This is a genomic window from Pseudotabrizicola sp. (assembly GCF_030656345.1).
Lineage (GTDB): Bacteria > Pseudomonadota > Alphaproteobacteria > Rhodobacterales > Rhodobacteraceae > Pseudotabrizicola.
This window is the reverse complement of the sequence record NZ_JAUSNR010000019.1, coordinates 53,958-80,001: the sequence shown is the minus strand read 5'-3', so window position 1 is coordinate 80,001 and position 26,044 is coordinate 53,958. Positions and strand designations below refer to the sequence as shown.

Below are 26,044 nucleotides of genomic sequence, written 5' to 3'. Positions count from 1 at the left end.
TGGCATCGAACATCATACACTGTCTACGCAGCACAGGGGCGACCGGATCACATTGCGGACATCTGTCTTTCACGCCTTGATTTTCAACCATGTTCCGTTGCGACAACGCAGCAGGTGATCCATCGGCGGTTCTGTGCGTATAAGCGTGATAAGCCCAATGAAAGCCAGTTCATGCCGTTTGAGACCATCGCCTCTGCCCCCCGCCGTATTGCAGTGATCGGGGGCGGCATCGCTGGCATGTCTGCGGCCCATATGCTGGACGACCACAATCAGGTGGTGTTGTTTGAGGCCGCGCCGCGACTGGGCGGCCACGCCCGCACCGTCATGGCCGGAAAGCATGGCGATCAGCCGGTGGATACCGGATTTATCGTGTTCAACAACGTGAACTATCCGCATCTGGTGGCGTTGTTCGACAAACTGGACGTGCCGGTCGCCAAAAGCCAGATGAGCTTTGGGGCCAGCATCGACGGCGGCCGCATCGAATATGCGCTGGCCAGTCTGGATACCCTTTTCGCGCAGCGCCGCAACCTGCTGAACCCTAAGTTTCTGGGCATGATCCGCGATATCCTGCGCTTCAACAAACACGCGGTCGCAGTGGCAAAACCCGGCATGGTGATCCGCGATCTGCTGGCGGCGCTTGGCACTGGCGACTATTTCCGCGACTATTACATCACGCCGTTTTCCGGCGCGATTGGTCTACCCCCACCAAGGGTATCCTCGACTTTCCCGCCGATGCAATGATCCGGTTCTTCGACAACCACCGCTTGCTGCATACCGAAGGCCAGCACCAGTGGTTCACCGTGCAGGGCGGGTCGGTCCAGTACGTGCAGCGCCTGCAGGCCGCGCTGCTGCGGCAGGGTGTGGATCTGCGCCTTGGCGCGGGCATTGCCGGTGTGCGGCGGCAGGACGGCATGGTCCACCTCCGCGCGCAGGGCGCGGAGTGGGAGGTGTTTGACGACGTCATCTTCGCCACCCATTCCGACGACGCGCTGTCGCTGCTGTCAGACGCCACGGCCGCCGAACGCGCCACGCTGGGGGCCGTGCGCTATCAGCCGAATGAGGCGGTGCTGCATTGCGATGAAAGCCTGATGCCAAAGCTGCGCAAGACATGGTCCAGCTGGTCCTATGTGGAGCCCAAGGGCGGCCCCGGCGACCGGATCGACCTGACCTATTGGATGAACAGCCTGCAACCGATTCCGCGGGATGATCCGCATTTTGTCACGCTCAACAGCAACCGCTCCATCCGTGATGAGCTGATCTATGACAGCACCATTTTTCGCCATCCGGTCTATGATGCAGCAGCCTTGTCAGCACAGGGGGCCATCCGCATGATGAACGGCACCGACAACACGTGGTTCTGCGGGGCCTGGATGAAGAACGGCTTCCATGAGGATGGCATCGCCAGCGCGGTCGATGTGGTCAGCGCCATGGGCCTGCGCAGTGCATCTGGCATTGCCGCATGACGGTTGACCTGATCCATGGCGAAACCTTCCATGGCCGCAAAGGCGCGGTCCGCAACAGTTTTCGCTATACCGTGGATTATGTCGCCCTTGATGCCGAGGCTGCGGTGCGCGGTCCGGCGCTTTTTGGCCGCAACCGCCGCAACCTGACCGCGCTGTGGGACGCCGATCACGGCGGCGCGCCGGGGCAGGGCAGGGGGCCTGTCTGGGTGCGCGAGGTGCTGGCGTCGCATAGCCTGCCCGCGCCCGCCCGCATTATCCTGATGGCGCAGCCGCGCGTGCTGGGCCATGTGTTCAACCCGGTGTCGTTCTGGCTGTGCTATGACGCGGCGGGCGACCTGCGGGTGGTGATTGCCGAGGTGTCGAATACCTATGGTGACCGGCATTCCTATCTGGCCCATCACGACAACCACGGCCCGATCACCCGGACCGACACGCTGGCCGCGCGCAAGATCTTCTACGTCTCGCCCTTTCAACCCATTGAAGGCGGGTATGACTTCCGTTTCGACATCACCAATGACCGTATCGGCATCTGGATTGACTACACCACCCCCGGCGGCGGATTGTTCACCAACCTGACCGGGCCGCGCGTGCCGCTGACCAACGCTGCCATCCTGCGCGCCTGCCTGCGCCGCCCCTTCGGGTCGCGTCGGGTGTTGGCGCTGATCCATTGGCAGGCGCTGAAGCTGGCCATCAAGGGTGCCAAGTTCCGCAGTCACCCAAAGCCCCCCGCCGAAGACGTCACCAGATGACGCCTGCCCTCTGGCCCTGGTCGCTGTTCGCGGCGATGATCGCGGCGGCTGGCCTGCCGATTTATATCCATGCGCCGAAGTTCTACGTCGACAGCTACGGCACCAGCCTGACCGCCCTTGGGCTTACCCTTGCCGCGCTGCGGCTGATCGATGTGGTGCAAGACCCGTTGCTGGGCTGGCTGGCCGAAGCCGGGCGCAGATACCGCGCGACGCTGGTCTGGGTGGCCGCCATGGTCATGGCGCTTGCCATGACCGGGTTGTTCGCGGTCGCGCCCCCCATCGCGCCGTTGGCATGGTTCGCCCTGACGCTGATCCTGCTGTTCAGCGGGTTTTCCTTCCTTACCATCGTGTTCTACGCCCAGGGCGTGCAGAAGGCCGCCCAACTCGGCCCCAAAGGCCATTTCCGGCTGGCAGGCTGGCGCGAAACCGGCTCGCTGCTTGGCGTATCCGCCGCCGCCGTTGCGCCGGTCGGGCTTGCCAGCGTGACCGCGCATCCCTTCACCGGCTTTGCCCTTGGCTTCGCCGTGCTCGCCCTGATGGCCACGCTGGCCATGCGCGGCGAATGGGGCAGCGCAGCGGCGCAAGCCAATGACCGCCCCACCGCAGACCTGTCGCTGTTCCGCCCCATCCTTGCGGATACGCTCGCCCGGCGCTTGCTGCTGATCGCGCTGCTGAACGCCGCCCCGGTCGCCGTCACCTCCACCCTGTTCCTGTTCTTCGTCGAAAGCCGCCTGAACGCCCCGGGGCTGGAAGGCCCGCTTTTGCTGCTGTTCTTCCTCTCCGCCGCCGCCTCCGCCCCGGTGTGGAGCCGCGCCGCCGCCCGTTTCGGCGCAAAGCGCAGCCTGCTGGCCGCCATGGCCCTCGCCATCGCCGCTTTCCTCTGGGCCGTCACCCTTCGCGAAGGTGACGTGGTCCCCTTCGCCCTGATCTGCGCCGCCTCTGGTGCCGCGCTGGGAGCCGACCTGACCCTGCTGCCTGCCCTGTTTGCCCGCCGCCTTGCAACGCTGGGCAAGGGCGAGGGCGCTGCTTTCGGGTTGTGGTCCTTTATGTCGAAGCTCTCGCTCGCCCTTGCTGCGGCCACACTGCTGCCCGCACTTCAGGCCGCGGAGTTCACCCCCGGCACCAATAACACCGAACCTGCGCTTTTCGCCCTGTCGCTGCTCTACGCAGCGCTGCCCTGCGCGCTGAAACTGCTTGCCATCACGCTGCTTGCCATGACCGAAACCGATGAACCCCGCGCATAGGGCTTGACCCAAGGGCAGCACGCGCCGAACCTGATGCGGCGGGTCCGGTGTATCAGGCCACAAACGGAACCATCACCAACCGCCCCCCGTTGACACCCACGCACCAGCGCGGGCCGGATGAAGGAGAGACGGAAGATGAGAGACTGGACAGGAAAACGCTACTGGCTTGTGGGTGCCTCCGAAGGGCTGGGTCTGGCCCTTGCGCAAATGCTCTCCCGCGCCGGGGCCGAGGTGATCCTGTCCGCCCGGTCCGAAGACCGGCTGAACGCCGCCGTCGCCACCCTTGCGGGCAAGGGCAGCGCGGTGGCCTGCGATGTGTCTGACCGCGCATCGGTTCAGGCCGCCGCCGATCAGATCGGCCCGGTCGATGGCGTGGTCTATCTGGCGGGCGTCTACTGGCCGACCAAAGCGCAGGACTGGAAGGCCGATGAGGTTGAGGCGATGTGCGACGTGAACTTTACTGGCTGCGCCCGCGTGATTGGTGCGGTGCTGCCCGCCATGGTGGTGCGCGGGTCAGGGCATGTGGTGATCACCGGGTCGCTGTCGGGCTTTCGCGGGCTGCCCGGGTCCATCGGCTATACGGCGTCCAAGGCGGGGGTGATGTCGCTGGCGGAATGTCTCTATGCCGATCTGCGCGACTCTGGCATTGATGTGCAGGTCGCCAATCCCGGCTTCATCCGCACCCGGTTGACCGACAAGAACGATTTTTCGATGCCCTTCCTGATGGAACCGGAAGAGGCCGCGCGTGAGATGTTTGAGCATATGAACAGCGACGCGTTCAAGAAAAGCTTTCCGCTGATGTTTTCGTGGGTGTTCCGCCTGTCGCAGTTCCTGCCCGACTGGGCGTATTACCGGATATTCGCTGGCAAGTAGTAACTTTTCCAGCCTGTTGATTTTCTTCACTGCGCGGCCCGGGCCGCGCAGTGAAAACAACCGTCAGAAAGCGATAAGTACGCGGCAAACCTCAGGCGGTGACAAGCGTCGCCATGAAAAACCCGTCCATTCCGCCCCAGTAATCCGGGCGCAGCCGGACGCCGCCCTGCGGCGTGACCCATTCGGCGGGCAGCCATGGCAGGGCAGGTGGCACCACCGCAAGGCCCGGATGCCGCAGCAGTGCAGCCGCCAGTTGGTCCTCGCCCTCTGCCGGCAACAGCGAGCAGGTGCAATAAACCAGCCGCCCGCCGGGTTTCAGCCAGCCAAGCGCCCGGTCCAGCAGGGCTGCCTGCAGGGCCACCAGCCCCTCAACCTCTGAACCGTCCTTGATGAACGGCAGGTCCGGGTGCCGCCGCAGGGTTCCGGTTGCCGAACAGGGTGCATCCAGCAAGATCGCGTCAAACCGCTGCTCTGGCTGCCAGTGCAGCGCATCGGCCACCACCAGATCGGCGCTCAGCCCGGTGCGGGCCAGATTTTCCGCCACCCGCGCCATGCGCGGGGCCGAGATATCGAGACATGTCACCACCGCCCCGCCATCCGCCAGCTGCAGGGTCTTGCCACCCGGCGCGGCGCAGACATCCAGCACCGCCTCGCCCTGTTGTACGCCCATCAGCCGCACTGCAATGGCGGCGGCGGCGTCCTGCACCCACCAGTCGCCGCTGTCATAACCCGGCAGTTGCGTGATCTGCCCCGGTGCCGCCAGCCGGATGCTGCCCGATGGCAACACCTCCCCTTCAGGCAACGCGACAGCCCCCGCCTTCGGCGTTACATCCACCGGGGGCACCTGCGCTTGCACTGCTTCAATCGCGGCGACCGCGTCACGGCCATAGGCATGCACCATCGGCTGCCGGATCCAGCGCGGCATCTGCGGTGCGGGCAGGGTGGCCAGATCGACCGGCTCGGGCAGCGCCCGCAGCACGGCATTCACCAGACCCGACAGATGCGTGGTGCGCTTGCCGCGCCGTGCCAGCGCCACTGCCTCATTTACTACGCCGTGCGCCGCAGCACCGTCGGCGCGTTCCCACACCGCCAGCCGCAGGATGTTCAGCACCGCCAAAGGTGGCACCTTGCGCAGGAGTGGCCGCAGCACCCGGTCAATCCGGTCCAGCTGGCGCAGCACCTGCGCCGCCAGCCGTTCCGCCCGGGCCCGGTCCGGCCCCGACAGCCCGTCGGGCAGCAGCACCTGCGACAGCATCTGCCCATCGCCCAGAACCGCGTTGAGCACACCCACGGCGGCACTGCGTGCGGTCACGCTGTCTGTTCCGGCTTTCATCCTGCGACGTCCCTGCTTCTTGTCTCGCTGGCCAAAGGCCGTATATCAAGAACCACAGACAGGAAAGCCGCCATGACTGATACAGCCCATACCCCCGACCTTCCCCCCGCCGCGCAACGCGCCCTGGCCGAGGCGGAAGAGCGCAGGCGCAACGCCAAAGCGCTGACGCTGCCGACAGAGCTTGGCGGCAGAACCGGGCCCGAACCCGTACGCTATGGCGACTGGGAGAAAAAGGGCATCGCCATCGACTTCTGAGCGGCAGCGTTTACCGCAGCCGGAAAGACGCCGACTTCCCCGCCCCCCGGTCCACCGTAAAGCGAAGGTCCTGGCCATTCCGCGCCTCGACCAATTGACAGTTGAACGGGATGGCATAGCCGCTCCAGTCCATGTCGCGGCAGAAATACCCGTCTTCCCAACGCCAGCTGCCGCTGATGGCCCAGCCAAGCGCAGTGCCATTGATTCTGCCGTCCGGCGTGACCTTCAGGGTCAGGTTATAAAGCCCGATCCGCAGATCCTTGTTCTTTACCAGCGACAGGAACACGGCCTTGTCGCGAACCGGCTCAAACGCATTGGCCTGCGCCAGACCGGGCAGAACCAGTACCAGCATCGCCAACAGCAAACCACGCATTTCCGGCCCCCGATGTTCAGAATGAACGTTATACGAAGGCTCGCAGGCTTTGGTTCACAACGGATGAATTATATCCCCAGCACATCCATCATATCATAGTGACCGGGCTTCTGGTCCTGCCCCCACAGCGCCGCCCGCAAGGCACCACGTGCGAAAATCGCGCGGTCGGTGGCCAGGTGGCGCAGCACGATCCGCTCGCCATCGGCGGCAAAGATCACGTCATGCTCACCCACCACATCGCCGCCGCGAATCGCGGAAAACCCGATCGTCCCCCGTTCGCGCGCGCCGGTGATCCCGTCGCGCCCCGACACCATCGCCGCATCCAGCGTCACCCCGCGCCCCTGCGCGGCGGCCTGCCCCAGCATCAGCGCGGTGCCCGATGGCGCATCCACCTTCATCCGGTGATGCGCTTCTACCACCTCGACATCCCAGTCCGCATCCAGCGCCTGCGCCACCTTTTGCGTCAGCCGCACCAGCAGGTTGACCCCAAGGCTCATGTTGCCCGCCCGCACAATCACCGCATGCCGCGCCGCCGCGTCAATCGCCGCAATATGCGCCGGTTCCAGCCCGGTGGTGCCGATCACATGCACCGCCCGCGCCTGCGCGGCGAGGGCTGCAAACTCCACTGTCGCCGCCGGAGCGGTAAAGTCGATCACGCCTTGCGCCTGCACAAACGCCTCCAGCGGGTCATCGGTCACCGGAACCCCCAATGCCGCCCCGCCCATGCACTCGCCCACATCACGCCCGACCCAAGGGTGCCCCTGCCGTTCCAGACAGCCGACCAGCCGCGCCTTGTCCGAGGCCGCAATCGTGCGGATCAGCATCTGGCCCATCCGGCCCGACGCCCCTGTCACCACCAACCCCGGCATAGTCTGCATGGTCATTTCCCTTCTGGCCGCCTGTTCCGCCCGCGCGGTGTAGCGCGAAGCCGCACGCGGCAAAAGCCCGCCGTTGCGGGGCGCACAAAAACAGCTTACATGGCGCGCATGTCGAACAAACGCAATTCTCAGGGCGATGGCCCCAATCAACGCCAGCTGCGCGTCGGCGAACTGATCCGCCGCACGCTGGCAGATGTGCTCAACCGGGCCGAGATCCATGATCCCGACCTGAACCGCATGTCGATTACCGTGGGTGAGGTGTCGTGCTCGACCGACCTCAAGGTCGCCACGGTCTATGTCATGCCGCTGATGGGATCGGTTCCGGTGCAGGATGCCATCGCGGCGCTGGCCCGCAACAAGGCCGAACTGCGCCACCGCGTCGCGTCACAGCTGACGCTGAAATACGCGCCCGACCTGCGCTTCCGCCCCGATGAGACCTTTGACCGTCTGGATGAAACCCGCCGCCTGTTCTCTGACCCGAAGGTGGTCAAAGACCTGTCGGCGCCGGATGAAGATGACGACACGGGCCCAGAGGGCGGCGCGCCCCGCGACAAGGACGCCTGAGCGGATGTGGCGTCTCGCCGCTCTTTTTGCGCTTCTGCTGCCGCAGGTGGTCGGGGCCACGTCCTGCGCTACGGTCAGCTTTGAAGGCAGCGCCTTCACCACATGCGAGGTCAGCGCTGGCGAAGACCTGCGCCTGTTCCACACCGGCCCCTCGGGCCGGTTGGGCAGTTTTTCTGCGGTGAACAGCGCGCTGGCGGCCGAGGGCAAGACGCTGGGATTTGCGATGAATGCCGGGATGTACCATCCGGACCGTGCGCCGGTCGGGCTGTTCATCGACGGGGGACGCGAGCAATCGGCCATCGTCACCGCAGAGGGGCCGGGAAACTTCGGCCTGCTGCCCAATGGCGTATTCTGCATCGGTGACGGGTTCCGGCTGGTGGAAAGCCGCGCCTTTGCCGCCAACCCGCCCGCCTGCAGCTATGCCACCCAATCCGGCCCGATGCTGGTGATCGGTGGCCAGTTGCACCCCCGCCTGATTCCCGACAGCGACAGCACCTTTATCCGCAACGGTGTGGGCGTCAGCGTCGATGGCACCCGCGCGGTGTTTGTCATCTCGGACGACCGGGTGAACTTTCACCGCTTTGCCCGGTTTTTCCGCGACGCGCTTGGCCTGCCCGATGCGCTGTATTTCGACGGCAAGATCTCGCGGCTTTATGCGCCTGCCATCCGGCGCAATGATTTTGGCTTTGCCATGGGGCCGATCGTCGGCACCGTCATCAACAGGAACTGAGCCATGGGCCGTGTGAAAAAAGGCCGCGCCGTTTCCGGCTGGGTCATCATCGACAAACCGGCGGGCGTCGGGTCGACCACCGTGGTCAACAAGGTGAAATGGGCGTTTCAGGCGCAAAAGGCCGGCCACGCCGGCACGCTGGACCCGGATGCTACCGGCGTTCTGGCCATCGCACTGGGTGAGGCGACAAAGACCGTGCCTTACGTGACCGACGGGCTGAAATGCTATCACTTCCGCGTGGTGTTCGGCGCCGCCACCAGCAGCGATGATGCCTCTGGCAGCGTGCTGGAAACCCGTGAGGTGCGGCCATCGGATGGGGACATCGAAGCGGCACTGGCCGCCTTCCGCGGCGATATCCTGCAGGTGCCGCCGCAGGTGTCAGCGGTGAAGGTCGATGGCGAACGGGCCTATGATCTGGCGCGCGAGGGGATAGAGATGGATCTGGTGGCCCGCCCGCTGTGGGTGGAAAAACTGACCGTGCTGGCCCGTCCCGATGCGGATCATGTCGATCTGGAAATGATCTGCGGCAAGGGCGGCTATGTCAGGTCGATTGCGCGCGATCTGGGGCGGGAACTGGGGTGCCTCGGCCACGTCGCCACCCTGCGCCGGGTCTGGTCCGGCCCGTTTGACGCGGCAGGGGCAGCAACGATGGCCGATATCGAGCGTCTGGCCCGCACAGACGAGATCGACACCCTGCTGCGCCCGCTGGAGCTGGGCCTGACCGACCTGCCAGAATTGCCCGCCACCCCAGAGGGTGCCGCGCGGCTGCGCAACGGCAATCCGGGGATGGTGCTGGCCTCTTCCGCCGAGTGGGGCGACGAGGCCTGGGCCAGCCACCAGGGCCGCGCCGTGGCCGTGGGCGTCTACAAGGCCGGAGAACTGCACCCCAGCCGGGTGTTCAACCTGTGAACCGCGTGCCGCCGCGCGGGGCATCGAGCCCCGCGCGGCGGCGTTGCCACGGAATGGGCTTTGGGCTGTGATTTTGGCACGAGCGTCGGAGCCTCCGGCGGGAGTATTTGGGAAAGCTGCAATGCAAAGTGACGGGTGGCTGGAGCGGGCGCATGTGAAGGGCGATGCAGCGTCGGTTGCGGTCTATTCGGCCTGTGAATGCTATCGCTATCTGCTGACGCGGGTCTGGGATGCGGCGGGGGAGCGGGCCTTGTTCGTGATGCTCAACCCGTCCACCGCGACCGAGGTGCAGAATGACCCGACGGTAGAGCGCTGTGAGCGGCGGGCGCGGGCGTTGGGCTTTGGGGCGTTCCGGGTCGTGAATATCTTTGCCTTCCGCGCGACCGATCCGCGGGTCATGCGCGCAGCAGCCGATCCGGTGGGGCCGGGGAATGATGTGGCGATCCTGTCATCGGTGCTGGACTGGCGGCCTGACCGGGTGGTCTGCGCCTGGGGCGGGCATGGTGTGTATCTGGGGCGCGGTGAGGCGGTGGCGGGGTTGTTGCGCGGCACCGGGGTGCCGTTGTGGCATCTTGGGCTGACCGCTGCGGGTCAGCCAAAGCATCCGCTGTATATCGGCTATGCCGAACAGCCACGGCTTTGGGTTTAGAGGGGCGGTTTGTCAGGCGGCGCGCAGCTGAATGAGCGAGAGGTCGAGGTCAGGCGCGTTGCGGATCAGGGCAACCGCCACGCCGTCCAGCATCAGGGTCACATCACCTGTGCCTTCGACCGGTTCCGCGCTCAGAACCGGGGCGACGTGCAGCGTGGCGTCATAGAGCAGCACAAGCTGATCTTCCTCCGGATTATAGTCCATGATGTCCGCGACGGGCAGGCCCGGTCCGAAATCCTGCAGCTGGAACACATCCGACCCCGCCCCGCCCGTCGCGATATCGCCGGGCCCGACGCCTAGAAAGTCATCACCTGCGCCGCCGTTGAGCCAGTCCGTTGCCCCGTCGCTGGCCCCTTCCGACCCGCCCCACAGCGTATCATTGCCGGGGCCGCCGTCCAGCGTGTCGCGCCCGCCCCCGCCGATCAGCAGGTCATTCCCAGACCCACCGGCCAGCCAGTCGCGCCCCATGCCGCCGTCTAACGTATCATGCCCTTCGCCGCCGAACAGCGTGTCATGTCCGCCGCCGCCCCACAGCCGGTCGTCCCCTGGCCCCCCGGCCAACTGATCCGCGCCGCGGCCGCCCACAAGAACATCATCGCCCGCGCCGCCGTTCAGCACATCATCGCCGCCCTGACCGTACAGGCTGTCGTCACCATCGCCACCGTCCAGCCAGTCACGCCCGGCACCACCCCAGAGCCGGTCATCGCCGCCGCGCCCGGTCAGCTGATCGGCACCATCGCCGCCGCTCAGCCGGTCCCCCGCCGCGCCGCCACTCAGGATATCGTCACCGGCACCGCCCGCCAGATCCAGCGGCTCCGCCTCCGGGTCGGCGATATCATCCGACACCGGCATCCCGTCATCGACAAAACCGGCCGGAGTGCCCGCTGCCCCGAAATCCGGATCCAGCAGCGACCCGCGGGTCGCCTCTTCGGCCATGTCATCCTCGGGCAGATCCTCGGCCTCATCGCTGTCGGCAGAGCGCGCCAGACTGTCGACGAAGATCCCGGCCCCAAGGGCCCCCATGATTGCCAGCAATGCCAACATGCCCATACCCCTTACCACGCCCCGGCGCGTTAACCACAAAGCCACGCAACCAACAGAACACAAAAGAAAATCCTGCCCGCGTGCCTAGCACAGATCCGGCCCTGCGCCCAGACTGTGGCGCAAAAATCCTGCCCCAGGGTTAACGGGGCACCGGCCCGCCGCACAGCGGGGCTTCCCTTCGCGCCGGATTTCCCCTATACGCGCGCATCCCCCGGGGTCCGGGGGGCACAGTGGTCTTGCTGGACGACATCCCGGCCTGCACCTTCACCCTTCTGCACAAGGAGATTTCCGATGTCGATCACCGTCGAAGAAAAAGCCCGCCTGATCAAGGAATACGCCACCAAAGAGAACGACACCGGCTCGCCGGAAGTTCAGGTGGCCATCCTGTCATCGCGCATCGCGACCCTGACCGAGCATTTCAAGAGCCACAAGAAAGACAACCACTCGCGTCGTGGTCTTTTGATGATGGTCGCCCAGCGCCGCAAGCTGCTGGACTATCTGAAAGGCAAGGAAGAGGCCCGCTACACCGCCCTGATCGCCCGCCTCGGCCTGCGCCGCTAAGCGCGGTCGGAGCAACGGTTACGGAAACGCCCGCCCTGAGAGGGGTGGGCGTTTTGCGTTTGGGGTCATCTCTATGCATTCCATTGACTGACTTAGATCAAACCCATTGCAGCCAATTGCTCCAGAATCTCTTCTTCCCTCGCACTAATGAGTTTTCCCCCAATAATCATGCCCCGGCGAATTCGACTAGTTCGGTCATTCGACGCTTGAAGAGCTGATTTATAGTAAATGTCTGCGGTGCCCCGTCTTCTAGGGGCTTCACTCTCAACATCGGCGTAGAATTTCTCCAATGTAGTAAGTACAAATCTTGGCTCTGGGTGTGCAGTCGGCAGTTGAAAGACAGAATCAAGTTCAATGAAGGCTGAAAAGAAATCAGCTTTTTTCCATATTCTAGATCTATGATCAAATCCACACTCCTCGATGAAGTTCAAGATACGATCTATTCGATATTGATATGTCGCCTCTTCTGGAAAACTTTCATTGTATTTATTCAGAATGCTCTCATGATCGGCGTCACGGTTAAAATACCCGTTCATCATCGTTGCAACAATCGACAGACAAAATGATACGTCGCCCATTCGCTTTCTATCACTTGCTAAAAATACTCGGTGATCGTCAAAAAATGAGCTCTCAGAAAATCTTTCGCAGAACTTCTTCATCTCACCGTCGTAAATGGCATTATGAACCTCCATGTCTCGGAGAGTATACTGCGTTGAGTTTAGGCGCCGAAACACTTCAATAATCTGGTCTTTACTCAGTGCACCTAAATCTCGCACAACTACATTATATTCTAGGAATTTCTGCTTCTCCTCAGGTAATAGTTGAGCATATGGGACGCTCGCAACGTGAGAAATTCCAGGCTCGCCAAGAAAATACTCGCTCAAGGTGCTGACGCGCTGAAGTCCGTCAACTAAGAGCTGCGTTCCATCACCGGTTTCCACATCAATTTCGCCGTTGCATATATATATCTCTGGAAACGGATAGCCTTTAAGCACGGTTTCAATGAACCGATCTTTGTCCTTGGATGTCCAAACCAGCCTTCGCTGGAACTCGGGGCGAGGAACTAAGGCCCCATCTCTTGTAGCCTTAAGTAGTTCTCGTACTTTCTTATTAGTCGCTGTAGTCTGTATCACAGTGGCTTCTCCAGTTTCTGTCTGCAAAGTCGAATGCTTCTCGACTGGTACAACTTGAGGTGCTCAATGTTGTAGAAAATACCAAAGTCTACCTTTGGATGGCCGCGCGCTCTATTCCTGCGAACTCGTCCTCGACAAACTTGAAGATTTTCGCACCTGATGAGGCGTGCACCGGGGAGCTTTGGAAAATGATCTTGGCGCAGCCAACCATATGCAAGATAGTTGCCTAGGTCACCGCTGCGATACGGTGTTGACTTTTGCCGGCATGCAAATTCACTTAGCTCATGCCAAAGAACCTTGAACAAGCTCTCGCTGCAAATCGAAAGGTCGATATCTGATTCAACGCCGTAACTCCGGAATGCTGGCGCAGAATTCACTCCGTTTTTAAACTTGTCATGCATTGCAAACCCGATCTTGGACGATCCGACGACTAGTATATCTTCGCGGTTCACTGCAACTCCATACGTGTCTGTCAGGATCTCGGCAACAAAGTCTATTCTGTCGTTACCAAAATGCTCTGTGTCCTCATGGAGAATGTACCTATCAAAGAAATCACTTGGACTGAGTGCAAGAATTTCTTCTTTGAGCACATCAACATTGGAAAATACAGGCATTCGTTCTCACATTGCTGCGGTTGCCACTTTCAGTTTTTTTGCCTAAGCTTTAGACGACTGCGTTCTGCAATCTGGATGCATGTCATAGACAACTAACCAAAGCGGATTCCAGCTGATTAGTCCAGTGACTTCGGAGCACAAGACGCTAACATGGCTACCTCGCAGAACTCTCCAAGGCAGTTCACGAGTTTTGGATGAGCGCGCCGCATGCTTAAAGATGCCGCTCATTAACAACCCTTGAATCCGCGCGCCCTAACCCCTTGATTTCCCTCAGTCCACCCCCTTGCAGCACAGGAGGAACCACGCCTCCCCCTTGCATCCCCGCCCCCTTCCCGCTAACCCAAAGCTGCATATTCCAAGGGGACGCGCGATGGACCTGACCAACCTCCGGGGCAAGTATATTGAGGCCGTGGCCGGTGCCGCCTCTGAGGCCGGGCTGGAAGAGGTGCGGCTGGCGGCCCTTGGCAAGAAGGGCGAGATTTCGGCCCTGATGGCGACCTTGGGCAAGATGGACCCCGAGGAACGCAAGGCCGCCGGGGCCGCGATGAACAGCTTGCGCGACGAGATCGACGCCGCGCTGCGGGCCAAAAAGCTCGCCCTAGGCGACGCCGCGCTGAATGAGCGGCTGACGTCAGAATGGCTGGACGTGACCCTGCCCGGCCGCCCCCGTCCGCGCGGCACCATCCATCCGGTCAGCCAGGTGATGGAAGAGCTGACCGCCATTTTCGCCGACATGGGGTTCGCCGTGGCCGAGGGGCCGCAGGTGGAAAGCGACTGGTACAACTTCGACGCCCTGAACATCCCCCCCGAACACCCGGCGCGGCAGGAGCATGACACCTTCTTCATGCACCGGGCGGAAGGCGACAACCGCCCGCCCCATGTGCTGCGCACCCACACCAGCCCGGTGCAGATCCGCGCGATGATGGATCAGGGCGCGCCGATCCGGGTGATCGCGCCGGGCCGCGTCTACCGGATGGATATGGACCAGACACACACCCCGATGTTCCATCAGGTGGAAGGTCTGGCGATTGACCGCGATATCAGCATGGCCAACCTGAAATGGACGCTGGAAGAATTCTGCCGCGCGTTCTTTGAGGTCGACAAGGTGGAGCTGCGGTTCCGGGCCAGCCATTTCCCCTTCACCGAACCTTCGGCCGAGGTGGATATCCGCTACTCGGTTGTGGGCGGCCAGCTGCGCATCGGTGAGGGCGACAAGTGGATGGAGATCCTGGGGTCGGGCATGGTGCACCCAAAGGTGCTTGCCGCCGCCGGGGTGAACCCGGATGAATGGCAGGGGTTCGCCTTTGGTCTGGGCATCGACCGGATTGCCATGCTGAAATACGGCATTCCCGACCTGCGGGCGTTCTTTGAATCAGACCTGCGCTGGCTGCGCCATTACGGCTTTGCCGCGCTGGACATGCCCGATCTGGCCGGCGGCCTTTCCCGCTGATCCCCGGATCAGCGGGTTAGAACTGCGGTGGTGATCTGCGCGTCCTGCGAGGCGAGGATAAAGCATACCGCCGCAATCGCGATCATCAGGATAAGCGCCCAAGGAGGCCCAGGCTTGTGGTTCTTGGGTTTGTTGAGCATCGGATCCATCATGTCGATGGGTCTACGGGACAGTTTAAGCAAGAATGTGGCGAACTGGCCTGCTTTGACGGGACAACCCGTTTCTGAACCGGAAACCCCCTCCGCCCGGCTTCCCCTCGGGATTGCTTTGCGCTAAGCCCGGACGCAGGAAATCCAAGGGATATTGCGATGAAATTCACCCTCTCCTGGCTCAAGGACCATCTCGACACCGAGGCGTCGCTTGATGACATTCTCTACGCCCTGACCGATCTGGGGCTGGAAGTGGAAGAGGTGGTGAATCCCGCCGCCAGACTGGCTGCCTTTACGATCGCACGCGTCCTGACAGCCGACCAGCACCCCGACGCCGACCGGCTGCGCGTCTGCCGGGTGCTGACGGATGAAGGTGAAAAGCAGATCGTCTGCGGTGCCCCCAACGCCCGTGCCGGGATCACGGTGGTGCTGTGCAAGCCGGGTGATTACGTGCCGGGCATCGACACCACGCTGGGGGTGGGCAAGATCCGGGGCGTCGAGTCGCATGGCATGATGGCATCCGAGCGCGAGCTGGAGCTGTCGGATGAGCACAATGGCATCATCGAGCTGCCCTCGGGTGAGGTCGGCGACAAGTTCATCGACTGGCTGGCCGCACACCGCCCCGATGCGGTGGACCCGATGATCCACGTCAAGGTGACCCCGAACCGGCCTGATGCTTTGGGCGTGCGCGGCATTGCGCGTGACCTTGCGGCGCGGGGGATCGGCAGGTTGAAGCCGCTGACCATTCCGCAAATCGACGGGCAGTTCGACTGCCCGGTTGTGGTGCAGATCGACCCGGTGCTGAAGGCCAAGGGCTGCCCGCATTTTGCCGGCCGTCTGATCCGGGGTGTGACGAACGGTCCGTCTCCGGCCTGGCTGCAACAGCGGTTGAAGGCGATCGGCCTGCGCCCGATTTCGGCGCTGGTGGACATCACCAACTATTTCACCTTTGGTCTGAACCGCCCGTTGCACGTGTTTGATGCGGCCAAGGTAAGGGGCGTGCTGCGCATTCATCCGGCCGAGGGGGGCGAGCAGATGCTGGCCCTTGACGGCAAGACCTATACCCTGCGCGCCGGGATGATGGCGATTTCCGATGATGTCGGCGTCGAGTCTCTGGCCGGGATCATGGGCGGCGAGATGTCTGGCTGCACCCCGGAAACCACCGATGTGTTCCTTGAATCCGCCTGGTGGGACCCGATCACGATTGCCGCCACCGGGCGAGCGCTGAAGATCAATTCCGATGCGCGATATCGGTTTGAACGCGGGGTGGACCCTGAGTTCACGCTGCCGGGGCTGGATCTTGCGACGCAGATGGTGCAGGATCTGTGCGGCGGCACCGCCAGCCATATCGCGCAGGACGGCGCGCCGGTTGACACCGCCCGCGCCTATCGCCTGAATCCGGCGCGGGTGATTTCGCTGGTTGGCATGGATATTCCCGAAGCCGAGCAGCGCGCCACGCTGGAGGCGCTTGGGTTCACTCTGAATGGTGACATGGCCACGCCGCCAAGCTGGCGCCCCGATGTGCTGGGTGAGGCGGATCTCATTGAAGAAGTGGCGCGTGTGGCCTCGCTCACCAAGCTGGTGGGCAAGCCGCTGCCGCGACTTGATGCCGGGGTGCCAAGGCCGATCCTGACGCCGCTGCAACAGCGCGAACGCACGGCGCGGCGTACAATTGCGGCGCTGGGGTATAATGAATGCGTGACCTACAGCTTCATTGATGAGGCGGCAGCAAGGCTGTTCGGCGGTGGGACCGATGCGGTGCGGGTCGACAACCCGATTTCATCGGAAATGAGCCATCTGCGCCCCGATCTGCTGCCCGGCCTGCTGCGCGCCGCGGCGCGCAATCAGGCGCGCGGCTTCATGGATCTGTCGCTGGCTGAAATCGGCCCGGCCTTTTCGGGCGGCGAACCGGGGGAGCAGCTTTTGCAGGCCACCGGCCTGCTGATCGGGCATTCTGCCCCGCGCGATCCCTATGGCAGCCGCCGCCCGGTCGATGTGTTCGACGCCAGGGCCGATGCCGAGGCGGTGCTGGCCGCGCTTGGCGCGCCCGCCCGGGTGCAGATCACCCGCAAGGCTGCATCATGGTGGCATCCGGGCCGGTCCGGCGTGATCGGGCTTGGCCCCAATGTCATGGCCAGTTTCGGCGAGGTGCACCCAAAGGTTCTGGCCGAAATAGGCATAAAGGGCGCGGCGGTGGCCTTTACAATTCTGGTGGCAAATATCCCCTATCCCAAGGTGAAAACCCCCACCCGCCCGGCGCTGACCATCAGTGATCTGCAGGCGGTGGACCGTGATTTTGCCTTTGTGGTCGACAGCCGGGTTGAGGGGATGACAGCGGTGAATGCGGCGCTTGGCGCGGACAAGGCTCTGATTGCATCGGTGCGGATCTTTGACCAGTTCAGCGGCGACAAGGCCGAGGCGCAGATGGGGGCGGGCAAGAAATCCATCGCCCTGACGGTGCGGCTGCAGCCGACGGACAAGACCCTGACCGAGGCCGAGATCGAGGCGGTGTCGGCACGGGTGATTGACAAGGTGACCAAGGCCACCGGCGGCACACTGCGGGGCTGATCCGGGGCTGATCCGGGGCAATACAAAACGCCGCGCAGCAGGGCTGCGCGGCGTTTTGTATTGTGGCTATGCGCGGCCTATTTGCGCGGCTTTGGCCGCCAGGTGGCCAGCCAGGCGTTGATCCTGCCAAAGACCCCTTTTGCCCGGTCCCGTGCGGCATCGGCCCGCGCGTCGACCGACTCCCACACTTCACCCGCATCGGTCAGAACCGGATCAATTGTCCGTTCGCGGAACTGCGCCCACATCCGCCAGAGCAGCAGTATAATAAGGCCCATGAACACGAAGAAGAAGATGTTGAACCACGGGATGATCGTCGCATCCGGCCCTTCAACCGGGCGGATGGCAACGGCGTTCGGAAAGATTGAGATCAGCTCATTGCGCCAGCCATAATGCATGATCACCGCCCATTTCGGCACTTCGACATTTGACTTCAGATCATCGGCCTGGGTTTGCAGGCTGGCGGTATTGAATTTGAAATAGGGCGGCCAGCGCCAGCCGGTGTCTTCATTGCGATAGACCATCGGCCTGCCATTGGGCCGGACCGACTGAATGAACTGCACATCGCGGTTGACCAGCCTGCCGGACTGATCATCCGGCTGCGACCAGAACATGCTGGTCCAGTCGGTCAGATCCTGCCGTTCCTGATAGGTGCCGACGATGCGCACCACATCATGCTGTGGCAGGGTGTAGTGCAGGAACGATCCGAAGACCGCCAGGATCATGGCCCAGAAGGCCCATTTGACATATCGCATCACACCCTCACGCGTAATTCACCAGATATAAGAGCGTCCCGATTGCAAGGAAAGGCAACACGATCACGCCCCAAAGAAGTTTCCGCCGCAGGCTGCCCTCATAGGCTGCCATGCCCTGTTCGATGAATGCGCGGCGCATGTCATCGGTGGCCCCGTCCGGCGGATCGGCATCCCATTTTTTTTCCAGCGACTCACGGCGCAAGGACCGGGAATAGACCAACAAAGACCAATAGGCGATGGCCGCAAAGACCGACCAGAACACCATCAGCCGCAGAAACCCTATCATCGCCGCCCCCTTGCCGCACCCCATGGTCCTGCCACGGGCCCCAGATCGCGGACGGGCTTCAGATCTGGCCGGGGCCGTTCCTCCATCCCCGGTTCCGGCCCGAACAGGGCATCGCGGGCACCCTGTTTGTCCACCACATATTCCCGTTCCAGAAAATCGGCCACATACTGGCGCTTGCGGTCAGACCAGCGGGCATAGCTGGCATAGAACAGCTCTTTATGCACGATAAACAGCTGCCGCACATCCATCGGGGCGAGTTCGGACAGCAGCATATTCACCAGATCGCGGTCTTTGTGCGCCCGCGCCCGCAGGGTGTAGAAATAGGCCGGGTGTTCGCTGGTGATGCGGGGCCATGTCCCGCCCGCCTCAATCCAGCGCAGCAGCGCGGCAAGGCCCTGAAACTCCGGCGGCAGGCTGCTGCCAAGCCTATGCGCGATGCTGCGCAATTCGGTGCGCCGCGCGTCGCCGATATCAAGGTTCAGCGACTCCGCCGCCTCGACCAGAATGAAATCCATCTTCTGCCGGATCACCGCCGCCGCATCCATGCCGCGCGCCTGCACGATGGGCTCGGCCAGCTGGTTGCGCTCCAGCCAGTCGGCGATCTGGTTGCGGTTGGTCAGGTCGAATACCGATGACACCGGCACGTCGCCAAGGCTTTCGCGCGGCAGGGCAGCGATCACTGCGGGAAAGGGCACGTCGCGGAACACATACAAGCCGCCGAAATGGCTGGTCCAGAAATTCGGCTGCTCAAAGCGCATCTGCAGCAGATGGACCGGCACCCGTGTGACATCGCCGGTCTTTTTCGCAAGGCCGATCATCTCGGCGATCAGCAGATCATCGCGCCAGCCATCCGGTTCCTGCCGGAAGCGGTCGATCAGCTTTGCCAGCTTGCCCGCATCGGCGACATGGCCCCCGATGGTATCCGCCTCAACCGTGATGCGGCGGATATCGAGCAGCTTGGCAGGGGTGGAGATTTCAAACACCGAATTCTGCAACTCGCCCGCCACCGCATCGCGGGCGGTCAGGGCAAACAACTGCGCCTCGTTGGTGTCGATGAACTGCCGGATGATGCCCCGGCTGGTGGAGAATTTGGCATTCAGCAGCGGCGCGTTTTTCTGCGCCGTGGTCAGCAGGATGAACTGCCGGTTGGCCCCGTTGGGGTTCAGGTACAGGTCATCCCCCAGCTCGGCCCCGATTTCGGGCGAATAGCCGGAAATGTCGATGTGAAAATCAGTGAGCGCGGTTTCCCGCCCGCACAGATGCTTCATCGCCCGCTTGTAGCGGTCGATCAGGGCGGGTGAGGAAACCTCGATCAGGTTGCCGAACATCAGGCCCTTTTCAATCAGCCTGCGCATCTGGCGACCCCGCTTTCATCTGTTCAAAAATGTCCTGGGGGTCCGGGGGCAAAGCCCCCGGGGCTTGCGGGCAGAGCGCGGTCATGGCTTACCCTCCATCCACCGCCGCTTCGCCTCTTCCTGCCGCCCGAAGTCCCGCACCAGCCCCTCAATCGCCACTTCATCCGATTTGTCGGCATAGCGGAATTCGGAATCTGCGTAGCGGTTCACCTCCTGTATCACCATATCGACCGTGATCGGCGTCATCAGGTCGCGGATCATGGTCAGCTTCTCGTCATAGGGTCTGAACAGGAACAGGTCGGGCGCTTCCATCCACACATCCGGCAGTTCAAAATCCATCGCCCGCACCTTCACCGCGTCGGTGATGTTCTTGATCGCGCGGCCGGTGAAACGCGGGTCGGCGCCCTGAATGGCCTTCAGGTAGCGGCCGATGCGGGCGATGGTGTTCAGCGGACCGATCTCGGCGGCCACCTTGTCCCAGACCCGCAGCAGGCCGTCTTCATGCGGTCTGGCGTGGCCTTCAAAGCTGGCGGCGACGGCTTTCCTGATTTCCTGCGCTGCGAACAGATCATGATCGCCCAAGGGAATGGCATGGTTTTTGCCCAGCAGCAGCGACAGGATGTCGATGTAGTCGTCCTGCGTCTGGGGCCCGTCGACCAGAAACCGCGCGCCGGCGCGTTGCCGCAGGGCGTCATCCACATTCTCGGGGTAGTTCGAGAACATGCCAAAGGTGCAGTTGCCGCGCACCACTGTGCCCGCCCCGGCAAAGGCCTGCATGAACACCGCCGTCACCTCTTGCTGACCCGCCGAGGATTGCCGGTCGCCGCGTTTGCCTGCGACCTGATCAATATCGTCGATGGTTCCAAAGCCGATCACCCCGGGGTCCAGCACGGTATCGATGAAGGCCTTGGCGTTCTGGCCGGATTTGCCCTGATAGCTGTCGATCTGGTCGATGCTGAAGTTCTGGTAGCGGAACGGATAGCCAGCATTTGTGCAATAATCATTCAGCAGCCCCGCCATCATCTGAATCAGCGTGGTCTTGCCAGTGCCGGGTTTGCCGTCGCCCATGAAGGTGAAGATGAACCCGCCAAGCTCGGCAAAGGGGTTCAGCCGCCGTTCGAAATCATAGGCCATCAGCATCTTGGCCAACCGCATCGACTGGTATTTGGCGATATGGTTGCCCACCACCTCATGCGGCTTCTTGAACTGCATGGTGATCGTGCTGCCCTTGGCCGCGCGGGCGGGCTTGAACCCGGCGATGGACAGCCCGTCCGCCTCGACCGTCCAGCTTGCGCTGGTGAAGGCATCCAGCCGGGGGGCCGTCTGCGCGCGCAGGGCGACCTTTTCCATCAGCGCCTCGGCAAAGCCGGCGACGGTGGCGGCAAGGCGCGGCTCGTCCGTGGCAAAGGTGGCGATGTCCTGATCCAGTTCCCACAACACGCCCTGCAGGGCAAGGGGGGCGTTGTCAGTCAGGATTTCGTCAACCGTGCCGACCTCCACCGTGGTGGTGCCCAGATGCGGGGCCAGCAGATAGGCGGTGGCATTGGCGAAGGTGTAAAGCACCAGCAGCGCCTCGGCGGCCAGCAGTTCAGTGAATTCGGCGCGGCGCAGGTCGGGCAGACGCCCCTCCAGATTGGCCTTTTTCAGTTCGCCCAAGGGCGATTGCGCGGCAAAGGTTTCCCCCATCGCCAAAGCGATGGCAAGGGCGCGGCGCAGGGCGTGGAGGACAGCGGCTTGTGCAGGCGAGACAAGGCCATCCGCCCCCGCCTCAACCCGTTCCACCAGCTGCACGCCGCCGGGGCGGGTGATCGGGCGGGTGACAAGGCCGGGTGTGGTGGAGCGGAACCGCGGGCGGCTGCCAAGCCCGGAGGAGCGTTCTTCCACCCGGTCGGGGGCCATCGCTTTGCCCAGACGTGGCGCGTGGTCAAACCCGGTCAGCAGGCCAAGCGCCGCAGCGTACTGCGCGCGGATCATGTCTTCTTTCAGTTCCATCGTGTCGCGCGGTGTCATGCTGCCCCCTACCGTGTTGCGATGATGCGCCCGCCTGCGCCCACCACGAATTTGCGCACATCCCGGAAACCGGGCGGGTTCAGCTCGGCCAGCGCCTGATAGGGCTGCTCGGGCAGCACCACCATCCGGTCCATCCGCGAGGTGCCGGTGTCGGCACCCTTGCCGGCAAACGGGTCGAGCGCAAAGATCTGCCGTTCGACCGTGCCGAACCAGCCTTCCTTGACCTGTTCCACCCGGTCGGCGCGCAGATCTTCCACCGTCCAGACCAGCGCCCAGTCCTGCCCTTCGGGCGCGCGGGCGGTGGACAGTACGTCAGAGATCGGGCCCGATTGCAGGGTAAAGCTGTGCGAATACATCGGGCCAAGGTGAATGCGGCGCAGCCGTTTAGGGTGCAAGCTGGGAAAATCGGTATCAAATCCCTGCGCAATGGTCAGCAGTTTCAGCCCGGCGGCAGATTGCGCCATCAGATGGTGCTGCGCCCTTGGCCAGCGACCGTCATCGGTGGGCAAGGGGCGTTTGCCGCTGTCTTCAAGATCCAGCAGATAGACCACCGGCAGGTTGACCTGCGTGTCATAGACCGCCCAATGCACCAGATACTGGCGGCGGGTGTTGCGGTCTTCGATCCACTGCGCATCCGGGTCGTTGCGGGCCAGAAACAGCCCGCCCTGCGCCAAGGCCTCATAGTACAAGCGCTGCGACAGGGCGAACTGCAGATCGGTGGGCAAGGACAGATCGCCGACGATCCGGCGGATCATGCGGTCTTTCAGCTCTTCGACCGAGGCGCTGCTCTTCAGGTGTTTTTCCACCTGCGCGGCATCTACCGCCATCATCATCAGTTCCTGCGCCACCGGAAAGCCGCTCTCATGCCGGTCAAAGGTCAGCCGCTGCGCGGCGTCGGCACGCCCGGTCATCAGGTATTTGTGCGACAGCGCCCGGAAGGTGGTGGCAAGGGCGGTGATATAACGGCCCAGCACCCGGGCTTCGGTTCGGGTCAGTGTGCCCTCGGCCTCCAACTCGCCCGCAACCCGGCCCAGATGGCCCGAGATGCGGTCGAATTTCGCGAAATAGCGCCGGGCGACCAACGTGTCATAGAGCTCGGTATGGTCGCTTGTCAGCTGGTCCTTGACACCGTTTGTCACTTATTCCCCGTATGCGTTCTTGTCGTGCTTTTCGACAATCGCGGCAAAGCGGCGGTTGAAGCGTTCATCCGCCTTGGCCTTCTGTTCCAGGATCTTGCGGGCAAAGACCATATGGCCCTCATGCGACTCCAGCATCCCGGCCATGCGGTCGTTGGTGGCTGATCCGATGGCCGCCATGGCCGCCTGCGCCTCCTGGTCCGTCTTGACGCCAATTTCGTTGATCCGGTGGGCCACGTCCTGCTGCTGCGCGGTTTTAAGGCTGCTGATCAGCGCATCGTAAAGCACCACGCGTTGCTTGGTGTCGGTTTGCAACTTGTTGATCAGCACCAGTTGGGTGGCCGCCTGATTTTGCAGGCTGTCCATCCAGGTCTTGCCCTTTTCGATATAGCGCTCCAGCGTCTGGCTTTTGGCCAGCTGCACCTGTTCATCCTGAACCAGTGCGTTGAATTTGTTATTTATTTCGGCAAGCTGGGTTTCCAGCCGGGTGCGCATTGCGGCGTCCTGTTCGACACTGATCCGATTTTCCAGATCAATGATCATCGGGTCCATCCCGGCAATTTCGGTCCGCACAGCCTCCAGCGCGCCGACGGTCTGTTCGCGGTCGACCAGCGTTGCCGACAGATTTGATTCCACGCTGTCTTTCTGGCCATTCAGCAGGTCAAGCTGGCCTTGCAGCAGTTTGACGATCACATCCGATTTGGCGATCAGATCCTGCAGCTTGTCGTCGATGCTGGCGGTGCGCATCCGTTCCTGCCGCATCGACTCCGATTTGGCCGAACTGAAGATGCCGATAAAGCTCTCCATCCCGGTTTTCGACCGCATCTCGTCGAAGTCCCTGGAGAACCCTTCTGTCACATCATCAAGCCCCATGATCAGCTCGGCGATATTGGCGTTCATCAGGTCGGTGTGTTTGTGCACATCTTCCAGCGTGGCGTTTTCGATGTCGATGGCCGCTTCGCCCTGATCCAGCTTTTGCCGGGACATTTCGATCCGGCTGGTTACGGCGCTGATCTTGGCCTGCGCTTCGGCCACCTGTTTCTGACTTTCCTGAATCTGCGTATTGAAATCGGCCATTATACCCTCCGCTGGACTGCGCCACGTTTTTGATATGGGGAATGTAAATGCGAATTACATTCCCTGTTACGGGGAAATTCTGAGCTAAAAATTACAGGACCCGGGCCACCGCACGCCGCGTGTCAGATGCGCCATTCTTGCCGTAGTCAGTGCCAGACGCCAAGTCCCTATCGGCCCCCTGATCTGGTCACCCGACCAAGCAAAAGGTCCGGGGGTTGTGCCCCCGGACCACTGCAAATTCAAGACCATGCGAGGGAAGGGCCTATTCGGCGGCGTCTTTCAGCGCAAAGTCATAACCGGAAACGCTTTTGGCTTCGAGAAACTCTTCCAGACCCCAGACCCCGCCTTCACGTGCGCGGCCCGATTGTTTGACGCCGCCAAAGAAGGAACCGGCCCCGCGCGACTTGCCATTTATCTCGACCATCCCGGCTTTCAGCGCATGGCCCAGGCGGTTGGTGCGGTGGGGGTCACCGGATTGGACATAGTTGGTCAGGCCGTAGGGCGTGTCATTGGCGATGCGGATCGCCTCCTCCTCGGTCTCGAAGGCGACAATGGACAGCACCGGGCCAAAGATCTCTTCGCGTTCAATCGTCATGCCGGGGGTGACATCGGCAAAGACCGTCGGCTTGACATAGAAGCCGCGGTTGAAGCCTTCGGGCAGGCCGGGACCACCCGCGACCAGACGCGCGCCTTCATCAATGCCCTTCTGGATAAAGCCCTGAATCTGATCCCATTGGCGCTTGTTCACCACCGGACCAACATGCGGGCCAGCCTCATGCGCCGGGCCGACTTTGATGCTGTTGGCCACTTCGGCGGCCTTGGCGACGGTCTGGTCATAAACGCTGCGTTCGACCAGCAGGCGCGACGGCGCGTTGCAGCTTTGGCCGGTGTTTTCCATCATCCGGCGCACGGACCATTCGACGGCATCGTCCCGGGCATCGGCAAACAGCAGGTTCGCCCCCTTGCCGCCCAGTTCCAGCGTCACCCGTTTCAGCGTTTCGGCGGCAGCTTTGGAAATCGCCTTGCCCGCCCGCGTTGACCCGGTGAAGGAAATCATTTCGACATCCGGGTGGCTGGAAAGCTGGCTGCCGACGCCTGCGCCATCGCCATTTACCAGGTTGAACACGCCCGCCGGAATGCCCGCATCATGGCAGAATTCGGCGAACAGCATCGCATTCAGCGGGCTTTCTTCCGACGGTTTCAGCACACAGGTGCAACCCGCCAGCATCGCCGGAATGGCCTTCAGCGCGATCTGGTTCACCGGCCAGTTCCACGGCGTGATCAACCCGACCACGCCGATCGGCTCCATCACCACGGCTGAGCCGGGGGCCTGCGGACCCAAGGGGCGGACCCATTCGATATGCTCGAACGCCTTGAGGAAATTCTGCGTGTGCCACGGCAGGCAGGGGGCCTGCTCTTCCAGCGCAAAATCAATCGGCGCGCCCATTTCCATCGAAATTGCCTCGGCAAATTCCTGCAGCCGCGCCTCATACTGATCAAGGATCGCCGCCACCAGCCGGGCGCGTTCCTTCGGCGGGGTCGCGGCCCAGCCCGGCAACGCGGCCTTGGCTGCGGCCACGGCTGCATCGGTATCGGCCTGATCACCCAAGGAGATCACGGCGCAGGGCTCTTCGTTCGATGGGTTGATCACCTGATAGTCGCGGGGGTTCGCCGGGGCGACCCAGGATCCGTTGATGTAAAAATCGCGCTTCGTCAGCATTGGTGTGCTCCCGCTGTGAATTTGATCATATGCTGGACCGACGGGCCCCGCGCTGCAAGCAGCTTTGCGACCTGTGCCGGGGTTAGTCTGCCGTGTTTTGACCATTCCTTCCGTCAGATTGCCCGGTGCCTCGTCTTGCCAGCCTGTGTCCGCGTGGAAAATTCATTTC

General features: G+C 62.7%; 25 protein-coding genes and 1 pseudogene. 12 read left to right on the top strand and 14 right to left on the bottom strand.

Annotated elements, in window-relative coordinates:
- The first annotated feature begins 171 nt into the window (after window positions 1-171).
- The 4 genes and pseudogenes from Q7J44_RS10690 to Q7J44_RS10675 all read left to right on the top strand — a co-directional run bounded on the left by Q7J44_RS10690 (window position 172) and on the right by Q7J44_RS10675 (window position 4,329).
- Window positions 172-1,463 (top strand): annotated as a pseudogene (locus Q7J44_RS10690) (NAD(P)/FAD-dependent oxidoreductase).
- On the top strand, window positions 1,460-2,212 hold the full coding sequence (locus Q7J44_RS10685) for a DUF1365 domain-containing protein (protein WP_304879686.1): 753 nt from the start codon (window positions 1,460-1,462) through the stop codon (window positions 2,210-2,212). The pseudogene Q7J44_RS10690 and the gene Q7J44_RS10685 overlap by 4 nt, the downstream one beginning before the upstream one ends.
- The gene (locus Q7J44_RS10680) at window positions 2,209-3,456 is read left to right on the top strand and encodes an MFS transporter (protein ID WP_304879684.1); all 1,248 of its coding nucleotides are present in this window, start codon (window positions 2,209-2,211) and stop codon (window positions 3,454-3,456) included. Before Q7J44_RS10685 ends, Q7J44_RS10680 begins: the two co-directional genes overlap by 4 nt.
- A 135-nt stretch (window positions 3,457-3,591) precedes the next feature.
- The gene (locus Q7J44_RS10675; RefSeq protein WP_304879682.1) at window positions 3,592-4,329 is read left to right on the top strand and encodes an SDR family oxidoreductase; all 738 of its coding nucleotides are present in this window, start codon (window positions 3,592-3,594) and stop codon (window positions 4,327-4,329) included.
- Window positions 4,330-4,420: 91 nt separating this feature from the next.
- On the opposite strand, the gene Q7J44_RS10670 is transcribed toward Q7J44_RS10675, so the two are convergent.
- Window positions 4,421-5,662 (bottom strand): RsmB/NOP family class I SAM-dependent RNA methyltransferase, encoded by a 1,242-nt coding sequence (locus Q7J44_RS10670; RefSeq protein WP_304879680.1) that lies wholly within the window; start codon window positions 5,660-5,662, stop codon window positions 4,421-4,423.
- Between the two features lie 72 nt (window positions 5,663-5,734).
- Between Q7J44_RS10670 and Q7J44_RS10665 the strand changes: the two genes are divergently transcribed.
- Window positions 5,735-5,917, top strand: a complete 183-nt coding sequence (locus tag Q7J44_RS10665; RefSeq protein WP_304879678.1) for a DUF1674 domain-containing protein — start codon at window positions 5,735-5,737, stop codon at window positions 5,915-5,917.
- Between the two features lie 10 nt (window positions 5,918-5,927).
- Here Q7J44_RS10665 and Q7J44_RS10660 read toward each other — a convergent pair whose 3' ends face one another.
- Entirely contained in the window at window positions 5,928-6,290 is a 363-nt protein-coding gene (locus tag Q7J44_RS10660) for a dihydrodipicolinate reductase (protein ID WP_304879676.1), read from the bottom strand.
- Window positions 6,291-6,358: 68 nt separating this feature from the next.
- Window positions 6,359-7,168: a 4-hydroxy-tetrahydrodipicolinate reductase gene (gene dapB / locus Q7J44_RS10655; protein ID WP_304880356.1), complete on the bottom strand. Its 810-nt coding sequence runs from the start codon at window positions 7,166-7,168 to the stop codon at window positions 6,359-6,361.
- A gap of 108 nt (window positions 7,169-7,276) precedes the next feature.
- Here dapB and rbfA point away from each other — a divergent pair, with 108 nt between their 5' ends.
- The 4 genes from rbfA (at window position 7,277) to Q7J44_RS10635 (ending at window position 10,020) form a co-directional block, all read left to right on the top strand.
- Entirely contained in the window at window positions 7,277-7,732 is a 456-nt protein-coding gene (gene rbfA, locus Q7J44_RS10650) for a 30S ribosome-binding factor RbfA (RefSeq protein ID WP_370692993.1), read from the top strand.
- Between the two features lie 4 nt (window positions 7,733-7,736).
- The gene (locus tag Q7J44_RS10645) at window positions 7,737-8,462 is read left to right on the top strand and encodes a phosphodiester glycosidase family protein (protein WP_304879673.1); all 726 of its coding nucleotides are present in this window, start codon (window positions 7,737-7,739) and stop codon (window positions 8,460-8,462) included.
- Between the two features lie 3 nt (window positions 8,463-8,465).
- The gene (gene truB, locus Q7J44_RS10640; RefSeq protein WP_304879671.1) at window positions 8,466-9,371 is read left to right on the top strand and encodes a tRNA pseudouridine(55) synthase TruB; all 906 of its coding nucleotides are present in this window, start codon (window positions 8,466-8,468) and stop codon (window positions 9,369-9,371) included.
- A 121-nt stretch (window positions 9,372-9,492) separates the two neighbouring features.
- Entirely contained in the window at window positions 9,493-10,020 is a 528-nt protein-coding gene (locus Q7J44_RS10635; RefSeq protein ID WP_304879669.1) for a DUF1643 domain-containing protein, read from the top strand.
- Window positions 10,021-10,032: 12 nt separating this feature from the next.
- Here Q7J44_RS10635 and Q7J44_RS10630 read toward each other — a convergent pair whose 3' ends face one another.
- The gene (locus Q7J44_RS10630) at window positions 10,033-11,064 is read right to left on the bottom strand and encodes a calcium-binding protein (RefSeq protein WP_304879667.1); all 1,032 of its coding nucleotides are present in this window, start codon (window positions 11,062-11,064) and stop codon (window positions 10,033-10,035) included.
- Window positions 11,065-11,355: 291 nt separating this feature from the next.
- Between Q7J44_RS10630 and rpsO the strand changes: the two genes are divergently transcribed.
- On the top strand, window positions 11,356-11,625 hold the full coding sequence (gene rpsO / locus Q7J44_RS10625) for a 30S ribosomal protein S15 (protein ID WP_118154278.1): 270 nt from the start codon (window positions 11,356-11,358) through the stop codon (window positions 11,623-11,625).
- Between the two features lie 92 nt (window positions 11,626-11,717).
- Here rpsO and Q7J44_RS10620 read toward each other — a convergent pair whose 3' ends face one another.
- Both Q7J44_RS10620 and Q7J44_RS10615 read right to left on the bottom strand, forming a co-directional pair.
- Window positions 11,718-12,758 (bottom strand): DUF262 domain-containing protein, encoded by a 1,041-nt coding sequence (locus Q7J44_RS10620; RefSeq protein ID WP_304879664.1) that lies wholly within the window; start codon window positions 12,756-12,758, stop codon window positions 11,718-11,720.
- Complete coding sequence (locus Q7J44_RS10615; RefSeq protein ID WP_304879663.1) at window positions 12,755-13,372, bottom strand: hypothetical protein; 618 nt, start codon at window positions 13,370-13,372, stop codon at window positions 12,755-12,757. Before Q7J44_RS10615 ends, Q7J44_RS10620 begins: the two co-directional genes overlap by 4 nt.
- A gap of 370 nt (window positions 13,373-13,742) precedes the next feature.
- Between Q7J44_RS10615 and pheS the strand changes: the two genes are divergently transcribed.
- Window positions 13,743-14,822, top strand: coding sequence for a phenylalanine--tRNA ligase subunit alpha (gene pheS, locus Q7J44_RS10610; protein WP_370692992.1), 1,080 nt, complete (start codon window positions 13,743-13,745; stop codon window positions 14,820-14,822).
- A gap of 8 nt (window positions 14,823-14,830) precedes the next feature.
- Here the strand turns inward: pheS and Q7J44_RS10605 are convergent, their stop codons facing one another.
- Window positions 14,831-14,962 carry a hypothetical protein gene (locus Q7J44_RS10605; protein WP_304879662.1) on the bottom strand — a complete coding sequence of 44 codons (132 nt, stop codon included), beginning with the start codon at window positions 14,960-14,962 and terminating at the stop codon, window positions 14,831-14,833.
- A 168-nt stretch (window positions 14,963-15,130) separates the two neighbouring features.
- On the opposite strand from Q7J44_RS10605, the gene pheT reads away from it, so the two are divergent.
- The gene (gene pheT, locus Q7J44_RS10600) at window positions 15,131-17,539 is read left to right on the top strand and encodes a phenylalanine--tRNA ligase subunit beta (protein WP_304879660.1); all 2,409 of its coding nucleotides are present in this window, start codon (window positions 15,131-15,133) and stop codon (window positions 17,537-17,539) included.
- 77 nt (window positions 17,540-17,616) lie between these two features.
- On the opposite strand, the gene Q7J44_RS10595 is transcribed toward pheT, so the two are convergent.
- From Q7J44_RS10595 to Q7J44_RS10565, 7 genes are all read right to left on the bottom strand, one after another.
- Window positions 17,617-18,291: a DUF1523 family protein gene (locus Q7J44_RS10595; RefSeq protein WP_304879657.1), complete on the bottom strand. Its 675-nt coding sequence runs from the start codon at window positions 18,289-18,291 to the stop codon at window positions 17,617-17,619.
- A gap of 7 nt (window positions 18,292-18,298) precedes the next feature.
- Window positions 18,299-18,577 carry a hypothetical protein gene (locus tag Q7J44_RS10590; RefSeq protein ID WP_304879655.1) on the bottom strand — a complete coding sequence of 93 codons (279 nt, stop codon included), beginning with the start codon at window positions 18,575-18,577 and terminating at the stop codon, window positions 18,299-18,301.
- Window positions 18,574-19,932 carry a DUF6638 family protein gene (locus Q7J44_RS10585; RefSeq protein WP_304879653.1) on the bottom strand — a complete coding sequence of 453 codons (1,359 nt, stop codon included), beginning with the start codon at window positions 19,930-19,932 and terminating at the stop codon, window positions 18,574-18,576. Before Q7J44_RS10585 ends, Q7J44_RS10590 begins: the two co-directional genes overlap by 4 nt.
- An 81-nt stretch (window positions 19,933-20,013) precedes the next feature.
- Entirely contained in the window at window positions 20,014-21,942 is a 1,929-nt protein-coding gene (locus Q7J44_RS10580) for an ATP-binding protein (protein WP_304879651.1), read from the bottom strand.
- A gap of 8 nt (window positions 21,943-21,950) precedes the next feature.
- A complete protein-coding gene (locus tag Q7J44_RS10575; protein ID WP_304879649.1) occupies window positions 21,951-23,081 on the bottom strand; it encodes a hypothetical protein in 1,131 nt (376 codons plus the stop codon).
- Window positions 23,082-24,155, bottom strand: coding sequence for a hypothetical protein (locus Q7J44_RS10570; RefSeq protein WP_304879647.1), 1,074 nt, complete (start codon window positions 24,153-24,155; stop codon window positions 23,082-23,084).
- Window positions 24,156-24,417: 262 nt separating this feature from the next.
- Window positions 24,418-25,875 carry an aldehyde dehydrogenase family protein gene (locus Q7J44_RS10565; RefSeq protein ID WP_304879645.1) on the bottom strand — a complete coding sequence of 486 codons (1,458 nt, stop codon included), beginning with the start codon at window positions 25,873-25,875 and terminating at the stop codon, window positions 24,418-24,420.
- Window positions 25,876-26,044: the final 169 nt, after the last annotated feature.